Raw genomic sequence first — 9,061 nt, 5'->3', positions numbered from 1 at the left:
GCCGCTCGGCGCATCCTGATGTCAGCTTTGAGATCAATCCCGGCAGCCGTCAGGCGTTGGAGAACCTCACCGCGCAGGGCGGCATCCTGCCTCTGCTGCACGCCGGGGCGCGCATCCATCAGTCCGGCTGCTTGGGCTGCATCGGCATGGGCCAGGCACCGCCCAGCAACATGATCTCTCTGCGCACCTTCTCGCGCAACTTCCCTGGACGTTCCGGCAACAAGGGCGACCTCGTCTATCTGTGCAGCCCGGAAGTGGCGGCGGCTTCGGCAATTAAAGGCGTGATCACCGATCCGCGTGATCTGGGCGAATATCCCTCCTTCACCCTGCCGGAACGCTACCTGCCCGGCGACGAGCGCATTGAGCGGCCTCTGCCGCCGGAGGAGAGCGCGAAGGTGGAGATCGTGCGCGGGCCGAACATCGCGCCGTTCCCCACCTTTGCGCCGCTGCCGGAGACATGGAAGGGCAAGGTCGTGCTCAAGCTGGCGGACAACATCACCACTGACCACATCATGCCTGCGGGCGCGAAAATCCTGCCGCTGCGCAGCAACATCCCGGCGATCAGCGAATACGTCTTCTCGCAGATCACCGAGAGCTTTGCCCGCGACATGCAGGCGACGATGGCTGAGGGCTTTGCTGGCGCAGTGATCGGCGGGGACAACTACGGCCAAGGCTCCAGCCGCGAGCACGCCGCTCTGGCCCCGCGCTATCTTGGCGTGGAGGTGAAGTTAGTGAAGAGCTTCGCCCGCATCCACAAGGCCAACCTGATCAACTTCGGCATTCTGCCCCTGACCTTTGCTGACCCGGACGACTACGACCGTATTGAGCAAGGCGCGGAAGTTGTCATCAAAGGCCTGCGCCAAGCCGTGCTCTCCGGCGCGGAGACGCTGACCGTGGAAATCGGCGGCAGGGCAGTGCAGGCTTGCTGCGAGCTGTCTCAGCGGCACCGCGAGATCATCGCCGCTGGCGGTTTGCTCAACTGGGCGCGGTAGCACAGGATAACAGGACATGTTCCGGCAGAATGGCAGCATTCTGCCGGAGCTGCTCTTGGCACGAAGAAAAACCGCGCTGCAAGATATGCTGCTGCTTTTTTGTGAAACAACACGACTGCGAAGCGCAATGAAACTGTCAGCCTGCCTGCTTTTCTCCTGTCTGCTGCTTGCCGCCTGCAAATCCAGCCCGCAGCGCAAGGTTGCTCTCGGTACCTTGGAGCGCGACCGCATCTCCCATGCCGCCGCCGCCAGCGAGGTGATCGCGGAGCAGCCTCTTCCGCAAGGCAGCATGGTGAAGAAAGGCGCAGTGCTGGTGCGGCTGAATGACACGCTGCAAAAGATGCAGGTGAGCAAGGCGAAAGCGGAGCTGGCGCAAGCTGCCGCCAATCTCGACAGGCTCCGCAACGGAGCGCGGGCGGAAGAGATTGCTGCGGCCAAAGCCAAAGTAACGGCGGCGCAGGCCGTGCTGACAGAGAGCGAGGTGCAGCACGAACGTTTGAGCGGCTTGGCGCGGCAGAACATCACCAGCAAGGGTGAGATGGACAAGGCAGCCTCGGCGCGTGATGTGGCCCGCGCTCACTTGCAGGCGGCGCAGGAAGAGCTGCGCATCTTGACCAATGGCACCCGTGCGGAAGACCTCCAGGCAGCCACGGCCAAGCTGGAGGCTGCCGCCGCTGTGCTGGCGATGGAGAAGAAGCGGCTTGCTGATCTGACCATTACCGCTGCTTGCGACGGCATCCTTGACGATCTGCCCTGGAAGGCAGGTGAGCGTCCCGCCGCAGGCAGCGCCTTGGCTGTGCTCCTGGCCGGGAAAGCTCCCTATGCCCGCGTTTATGTGCCTGAGCCATACCGGGCCAAGATCAAGACCGGCGACAAGCTGACTGTGCATGTGGACGGCTTGGAAGTGCCGATCACCGGCCAAGTGCGCTGGATTGCCGCCGAAGCAGCCTTCACCCCGTATTATGCCCTTAATCAGGAGGAACGCGCCCGGCTGATGTTCCTTGCCGAAGTGCAGCTGCCGGACAATCAAGCTCATCTGCCCGACGGTGTGCCTGCCCAAGTTGACCTGCCATGACCGAGCCAGTCATCAAGGCAGTGCAGTTAAGCCGACACTTTGGCAGCCTGAAGGCTGTGCAGGAGCTGGACTTGGAGATTCAACAGAGCCAGATATACGGCTTCCTTGGCCCGAACGGCAGCGGCAAAACCACTGCCATCCGCATGTTGACCGGTCTGCTGGAGCCAAGCTCCGGTTCAATACGGGTGCTGGGATTGGAGCTGCCCAAAGAAGCGGAGCAGATCCGCCTGCGCATTGGCTACATGACCCAAAAGTTCTCCCTCTACGACGATATGACCGTTGAGGAAAACCTTCAGTTCATCGCTCGCATCTATGGTCTGCCGGGCCGGGCACGGAAGCAGCGCATTGAGGAGCTGCTGGCAGTGTACAAGCTGGCAGACCGGCGCAGGCAGATGGCCGGACGGATGAGCGGCGGCCAGCGGCAGCGGCTTAGTCTGGCAGCGGCGGTGCTGCACAAGCCTGACCTCCTTTTCCTTGACGAGCCGACCTCCGCTGTTGACCCAGAGAACCGCCGCGAGTTCTGGGAGCAGCTCTTTGATCTCAGCCACGAGGGCACCAGCATTCTTGTTTCCACGCATTACATGGACGAGGCGGAACGCTGCCACCGTCTGGCCATCTTGGAGAACGGCATCAAGCGGGCAGAAGGGCCGCCAGAAGAATTGATGCGGAACATGGGTGCCCATGTGGTGGAGATCGCCTCCGCCAACCTGCGCCAGCTCAAGCAGGAGCTGCTCAAGCTGCCGGAAGTGATAGCTGCGGCCCAGCTTGGCGCACGGCTGCGGGTGCTGGTGCGCAATGCCGTGAGCGAGCCGCTGGCGTTCCTTTCCCGCCAGCCCAGCGTTGGGCCGCAGGACAGCTTGTCGTTAGTGCGGCCCAGCTTGGAGGATGTCTTTGTCACCTGCACAGGCAGGAACCGGGCAGGATAAGCAAGGCCAGCTTATCAACCTCGTTACGAAAACCCTCCTGTTGACAAAGGCAGATGCGCGGCTTAAACTGGCTGGTCAGCACCTTGCAATCGTTCTGTCCTATCAATGCAGTATGGATGGATAGACGAGTTAATATATTATGATATCTCACGAGAATGCCAATTAAACACGATTTATCTCATCTGTATGCGCTCAAGTCAGCGATTGAAGGACTGCTCGGTTATAATGCTTGGTATGAGTTGAAGGAAACAACATCGCTTTCTACATGGCGTAAATATATCCTGAAAATATTGAAGGCGATCCAAATCAGCATTTATGAATCCATCGAAGTAACTGATGCTGAATGGCTCAAGATGGTCGAAGACAATATCGCACAGGGTGAGCAGCAAGCGAAGAGTAGCCAAAATATAGACGAGTTACTTTCGTGCTTCACAGCCACACTGCTTAGGCAAGTATTCCTTCAAATTGGAGGCCTTCCAAACAGAAAGGCTGAGAAGAGTGTAGCTCTCAGCAAGGCTAACTGGCGGCTAAATAGCCGACGAAGTGTTCAGTATGTGCAGTCGAAAGCGCAACTCGAATTCGTCTTCTGGTGCGAGCAGCAAGACCGGATCGGTCATGAGAAGCAAATGGAACTTCACAACGAGCATCGTAGAAGCAAGAGTGAATTGCCATATTCTGAATGGTGCCGCAAACGTGAAGCCTAACCACCTGCCTTCCCCCTTCCCACCAACGCATATAAGTCCGCCGGACTTACCTACGTAAGTCCCAAAGACTTATATATGTAAGTCCGGCGGACTTATGTACGTAAGTCTTTCGGACTTACATACGTTCCTCCCCGCCGTCTTTTTTCTTGACAGGCCGGGCCGCGCTCCGTATGCTGCGGGACAGGTTTTTTTACCCGCTGTCATCAGCAGTTAGAACCCGTTGGGAGGACGAGACGGCAATCATCCGGCACCGGCCCAAGCTGAACCCGCTGACCACGCCCGCATCCTGCAAGCCATGAAAAGCCTCCTGCGCATCCACGCTGTTTTCACCAAAGAGCTGCGCCAGCTCAGGCGCGACCGCATGACCTTCGGCATGGTGGTGATGATCCCGCTCATCCAGCTCATGCTCTTCGGCTATGCCATCAACACCAACATCCGCCATATTCCGGTGGGCTTGGTTGATCAAAGCCGCACAGCCTTGAGCCGGGCTGTGGCGCAGACGGTCAGCGCGACCCAGGTGGTCACCTTCATCGCTCAATATGATGACGTGCACCAGGCGGAAAAGGCGCTTGATAATCTGGAGGTGCGGGCCGTGCTTGTGCTGCCGCCTGACCTTGGCGCACGGCTGCTGCGCCATCCCGCTGCTCTTGGCAAGAATCCTGCCGCTGACGCGCGGACGGCCCGTCCAGTTGGGCAATGGCTGGCGGACGGCTCAGATCCCGTGATTGCCGCCGCCATCCGCAGTCTGCGCTCCATGCCCCTGTCCGAAGCCTTGCGCCAGCCTGTTCCCAGCAGCGCGCCCACCTTTGAAACCGTGCTGCTCTACAACCCGGAGCAGCGCACCGCCGTCAACACAGTGCCAGGCCTTGTCGCCATCATCCTCACCATGACCATGATCATGTTCACTGCCGCCGCCATTGTCCGCGAGAGCGAGCGCGGCAATATGGAGATGCTGATCACCACGCCGGTGCGGCCTCTTGAGCTGATGCTGGGCAAGATCATCCCGTATATGTTTATCGGCGGCGTGCAGGTCACGATTATTCTTGGCTTAGGACACTTGATCTTTAAGGTGCCGATAGTCGGCAGCCTGGCGCAGCTCGCCGGGGGCACGCTCCTCTTCATCACTGCCTGTCTCACCTTGGGCTTGGTGTTCTCCACCATTGCCAAGAACCAGCTGCAAGCCATGCAGATGGCCTTTTTCATCATGCTGCCTTCAGTCCTGCTCTCCGGCTTTATGTTTCCGTATGAAGGAATGCCCAAACCAGCGCAGCATATTGCCGAAATCCTGCCTGCCACCCATTTTGTCCGCCTGATTCGCGGCGTTGTCCTGCGTGACGCGCACATCCTCAACATGCCCTATGATGTCGGCTTCCTGGTGATGTTCATCCTTGTCGGCCTGACTGTGGCCTCGCTGCGCTTCAAGAAGCGGCTGGGCTGAGGCGGCTGGCCGTTCGGCGCACCCTGATGTCAGGGAGAGCGCGAAGGTGGAGAGCGTGCGCGGGCTGTTGCCGCAGCCGGTTTGCTCAGCTGGGCGAGGCAGGGAATCAGGGAAGTCAGAGCATCCGTCAGGCAGCAAAAAAATGATATTTCTCCTGAAATATTGAATCCTGTCTGCTGGGAAGCGGAGAGGCTCTTTTCCTGAGGAAATCAGCAGAAGCGACCTATTTTCTATAAAAAAAACTGTATCCAATCAAGATGGACTAACTGAGAAACTTCCGATCTGATGCCAAGGCAACTTTTCGGCTTTCTTTGTTTTTATCGCAAAACACTGCTGACGGAGAAATTTGGCACACACTTTGCATGAACTACAGTGTTCTTCATCTCTTCTTTTTTTGGCCGGTTTCTCTTTCGCAGGGGAAACCGGTTTTTTTATGGGATAAAACGCAAGGGAGAAATTGCCTTTTGCCGCAGATTGAGGTATATGCTTTCCGGCAGGAATGACTCAACCTCTCAGATCCATGCCGACTATCCCTTTCAATATCGTTCTCGTCGAGCCGGAGATTCCGCCCAACACCGGCTCGGTGGCCCGGCTCTGCGGTGCCACGGACTCTGTGCTGCACCTTGTCCATCCGCTCGGCTTCAGCACTGATGACAAGCACCTGAAGCGGGCCGGGCTGGACTACTGGCCGCAGGTGCATATCCGCCACTGGCCGGACTGGGCCACATTCCTTGCCGAGCAGACTTGGCGCAGGCTTTTCTTCTTCACCACCAAAGTGGAGCGGCCCTACTGGCAGGCAGCTTTCCAGCCTGGTGACTTCCTCATTTTTGGCCGGGAAACCAAAGGGCTGCCAGAAGAAATCCTTGCGCTTCACGCTGACCGCTGTTATACCATTCCGATGAGCAACCCGCAGATCCGCAGCCTTAATTTGGCCATGAGCGCCGGGATTGTCCTGTATGAGGCATTGCGGCAGCAAGTCAAAATGTAGGGGCAGTCTGATTCAACCGCTGGAAATTTTGTCCGTATAGTTCTGCAGAAAAGACAACCTGCTGCCAGAATGAGCAAAATGCCTTCCTGCCCCCGCTGCGGCTCTGAAATCCGGCTCGCGGGCGATTGGCAAGCATTTGCATCTGGACGGCAATCGCTCGCGCAGCTTCAATGTTTTAGTGAAAGCCATCAAAGATATTGTTTCCAGCAATCCAATCTTATGAATGATATTCCAAAGAAAGGCAAAGTCTATCTCGTCGGCGCAGGTCCGGGCGATCCTGGTTTGATCACCCTGCGCGGCAAATTCCTGCTCGAACGGGCCGAAGCGGTGGTGTATGACCACTTGGCCAACGTCAAGCTGCTCGCTCATGCGCCCGCCGAGGCTGAGCTGATCTATGTCGGCAAAAAAAGCAATCAGCATACCTTGCCGCAGGAGGGCATCAACCGCCTGCTGGTTGAGCTGGGTTTGGCTGGCAAGCGCGTAGTGCGACTTAAAGGCGGCGATCCCTTCATTTTTGGCCGGGGCGCGGAGGAAATTGAGGAATTAGTCAAGGCGGGCATTCCCTTTGAAGTGGTGCCGGGCGTGACTTCGGCCACAGCTGCTGCTACTTACGCGGGCATTCCGATAACCCACCGCGATTACACGGCTTCGGTGGCCTTTGTCACCGGCCACGAGGCGGACGGCAAGGAAGAATCGAACATCGCTTGGGACAAGCTGGCGACCGGTGCAGGCACGATCATTATTTATATGGGGATTAAAAACCTGCCGATCATCACCAAGAAACTCATCGAACATGGTCGTGCGCCGGACACGCCAGTGGCAGTGGTGCGCTGGGCTTCTACTCCGCAGCAACGATCTGTGGTCGGCACGCTGGCAACTATTACTGAAGTGGTTATGCAAGCAAAGATTACTCCGCCTGCTTTGGTGATTGTCGGTGAAGTGGTTAAGCTGCGTGATATGATTGATTGGTACGAGCACCGCCCGCTGTTCGGCAAGCGAATTGCCGTCACCCGCACCCGCGAGCAGGCCAGCGAGCTAGTCTCCAAGCTGGAGGAATACGGTGCGGAATGCCTTGAATATCCGACCATTCACATCGAACCGGTGGCGGATTGCTCAGTGATAGACGCGGCGTTGGAAAATATGGCCGCATACCACTGGCTGCTTTTCACCAGCCTGAATGCGGTGACCTATTTCTTCAAGCGACTGCATGAGAAAGGCTTAGACAGCCGCGCCCTTGCGCCCTGCAAGATCGGCGCAGTGGGAAAAACTACAGCGGATGAAATCGGCAAATATGGCCTGCGGGCTGATATGATCCCGGAAAGATTCACTGGAGAAGGCTTAGCCGAAGCTCTGATTGCCGCTGGCGAGACGCAGAACAGACGCTTCCTCCTCCCCCGCGCTCTCAAGGCGATGGAGACGCTGGCGGAGCTGCTGGAAGACGCGGGCGGTTCTGTCACTGTCGCGCCGGTGTATCAAAACGTGCCGCCGCAGGGCCGTAAAGACGAGCTGCGCAAAAGCCTGCTGGAGCGTGGCCTTGATGTCGTCACCTTTGCCAGTTCCTCCGCCGTGACCAATTTTCTTAACATGGTGGACGCGCAGGACGAAGCCGAGCTGCATCAGCTTCTTGATCCGGTCAAAATCGCGGTCATCGGCCCGGTGACGGCGGAGACGGTGCGCAAGCGCGGTTTAAAGGTGGATATTCAGCCGGAACGGTACACGATTGACGATCTGGCTGCCGCAATCGCCGCGCAGGGCCGCCAAGGCTGAAATCTCCCCTGTTGTGGTATAAAATATTTTGCGGGCGGTACAGCTTTTTGCATTGTCATTTCTTGGATCGGACGCTATACTGAAGATGAGACCTCCAAACCGTTCATGGACTTTAAACAAAGCCGGAACATCCTGAGGGCACTAACAAATGACAGTGAAAAACAACACATGCCTGCTTGCAGTTCTGTGCAGCGTCAGTCTTCCCACGCTGGCCGCCGCTGATATGCAGCCGATTTCATCCTGCGTCACCTGCGGGGACAACGCCGCAGTCAGCAGTCTGCTGCTGGCGGCAGGAATGTACGGCGGTTTGGATGATGCCGTCTCGAAAAAGGGGCTTGATCTGTCCCTGAGTGAATCAGCCAAGATGTTCAAAGGGGTGCTCCCTGACCAAGGCCAGCTGGACGGTCAGGACATCACGCTCTCTTATACCGGATCAGAGGGGCGGCTGGGGTTCTCCGCCGGATATCTGTACACTGCGCCGGAAAACACCCGCTCCGCCGGAACTGTCCTCTTGGACTTGAACTCGCATGGCCGGAACGTCCTGCACGAAGAAGCTGACAAGCCTTGGTATGTGACTCTTAATTTCACCAAGGATTTCCAGCTCAGCGACTCGATAGCCCTTGGGATTGACTCTAGAACTATGCTGCTCTCGCCCTCGTTTTCAGACGAGGCGGACGGACGGGCGGTTTGTATGTCCTTCAACCTGCCAGTGTCTTATGGTAGCCTATTCACAGTCACCCCGGAGCTGCAATGGTCGCGCTCTTTGGAGACAGTCGGGCAAGCCGACATGGCCGCCGCCGCTGCGGAGAAAAATCCGAACACCTTCTACGGCGGCATGTCCATCAGCTTTTCTTATTAGACCTCTTGTATGAGTGTACTTTCGCCCCCGCTGGTTCCAACGGGGCAAAAGATTTTTTTTTGCCCCTACACGTAGAAAAGCTGATGTTCCTAATGAAAAAGAGGTCTCTGAAAAGAGACCTCTTTTTTTGTCTTCTGCAGAGTGAAGCTCGAAATAAGTGATAAAAAAGCCCTGTCCCCTTTTTGCTGAGAGACAGGGCTTTTTTCGCTCTTGCGAGAATATTACCTTCTTTTTTTTCTTAGAAGGAAATGTTCAGGCGGAGCAGATGGGCAAAATACGCATCCTCAGCAACACCACCGCCGTCAACAACGC

The 9,061-nt window shown here is 57.2% G+C and carries 8 protein-coding genes; all 8 read left to right on the top strand.

All coding sequences use genetic code 11. The annotated features are described in order from the left end of the window. On the top strand, positions 1 to 992 hold a 992-nt coding region (locus ACNKID_RS08275), incomplete at its 5' end, for an aconitase family protein (RefSeq protein WP_417912964.1). A 16-nt stretch (positions 993 to 1,008) separates the two neighbouring features. Then, positions 1,009 to 2,067: an HlyD family secretion protein gene (locus ACNKID_RS08270; RefSeq protein WP_417912963.1), complete on the top strand. Its 1,059-nt coding sequence runs from the start codon at positions 1,009 to 1,011 to the stop codon at positions 2,065 to 2,067. Beyond that, entirely contained in the window at positions 2,064 to 2,993 is a 930-nt protein-coding gene (locus tag ACNKID_RS08265; RefSeq protein ID WP_417912962.1) for an ATP-binding cassette domain-containing protein, read from the top strand. Before ACNKID_RS08270 ends, ACNKID_RS08265 begins: the two co-directional genes overlap by 4 nt. Before the next feature lie 155 nt (positions 2,994 to 3,148). After that, complete coding sequence (locus ACNKID_RS08260) at positions 3,149 to 3,697, top strand: hypothetical protein (protein ID WP_417911697.1); 549 nt, start codon at positions 3,149 to 3,151, stop codon at positions 3,695 to 3,697. A gap of 295 nt (positions 3,698 to 3,992) precedes the next feature. After that, the gene (locus tag ACNKID_RS08255; RefSeq protein WP_417912965.1) at positions 3,993 to 5,135 is read left to right on the top strand and encodes an ABC transporter permease; all 1,143 of its coding nucleotides are present in this window, start codon (positions 3,993 to 3,995) and stop codon (positions 5,133 to 5,135) included. A gap of 520 nt (positions 5,136 to 5,655) precedes the next feature. Beyond that, positions 5,656 to 6,123 carry a tRNA (cytidine(34)-2'-O)-methyltransferase gene (locus ACNKID_RS08250; RefSeq protein WP_417911696.1) on the top strand — a complete coding sequence of 156 codons (468 nt, stop codon included), beginning with the start codon at positions 5,656 to 5,658 and terminating at the stop codon, positions 6,121 to 6,123. A 219-nt stretch (positions 6,124 to 6,342) separates the two neighbouring features. After that, entirely contained in the window at positions 6,343 to 7,890 is a 1,548-nt protein-coding gene (cobA, locus tag ACNKID_RS08245) for a uroporphyrinogen-III C-methyltransferase (RefSeq protein WP_417911695.1), read from the top strand. 154 nt (positions 7,891 to 8,044) lie between these two features. Then, the gene (locus ACNKID_RS08240) at positions 8,045 to 8,749 is read left to right on the top strand and encodes a hypothetical protein (RefSeq protein WP_417912961.1); all 705 of its coding nucleotides are present in this window, start codon (positions 8,045 to 8,047) and stop codon (positions 8,747 to 8,749) included. The last annotated feature ends 312 nt before the right edge of the window (positions 8,750 to 9,061 follow it).

The sequence above is a fragment of the Candidatus Electronema sp. TJ genome, assembly GCF_048287355.1.
GTDB lineage: Bacteria > Desulfobacterota > Desulfobulbia > Desulfobulbales > Desulfobulbaceae > Electronema.
This window is presented reverse-complemented; position numbering and strand designations above follow the sequence as displayed.

Bases quoted from the DNA above. Each gene is read 5' to 3' on its own strand.
- ACNKID_RS08260 (WP_417911697.1), top strand. From the start codon at position 3,149: ATGCCAATTAAACACGATTTATCTCATCTGTATGCGCTCAAGTCAGCG.
- ACNKID_RS08265 (WP_417912962.1), top strand. From the start codon at position 2,064: ATGACCGAGCCAGTCATCAAGGCAGTGCAGTTAAGCCGACACTTTGGC.
- ACNKID_RS08250 (WP_417911696.1), top strand. From the start codon at position 5,656: ATGCCGACTATCCCTTTCAATATCGTTCTCGTCGAGCCGGAGATTCCG.
- ACNKID_RS08270 (WP_417912963.1), top strand. From the start codon at position 1,009: ATGTTCCGGCAGAATGGCAGCATTCTGCCGGAGCTGCTCTTGGCACGA.
- ACNKID_RS08255 (WP_417912965.1), top strand. From the start codon at position 3,993: ATGAAAAGCCTCCTGCGCATCCACGCTGTTTTCACCAAAGAGCTGCGC.
- cobA (WP_417911695.1), top strand. From the start codon at position 6,343: ATGAATGATATTCCAAAGAAAGGCAAAGTCTATCTCGTCGGCGCAGGT.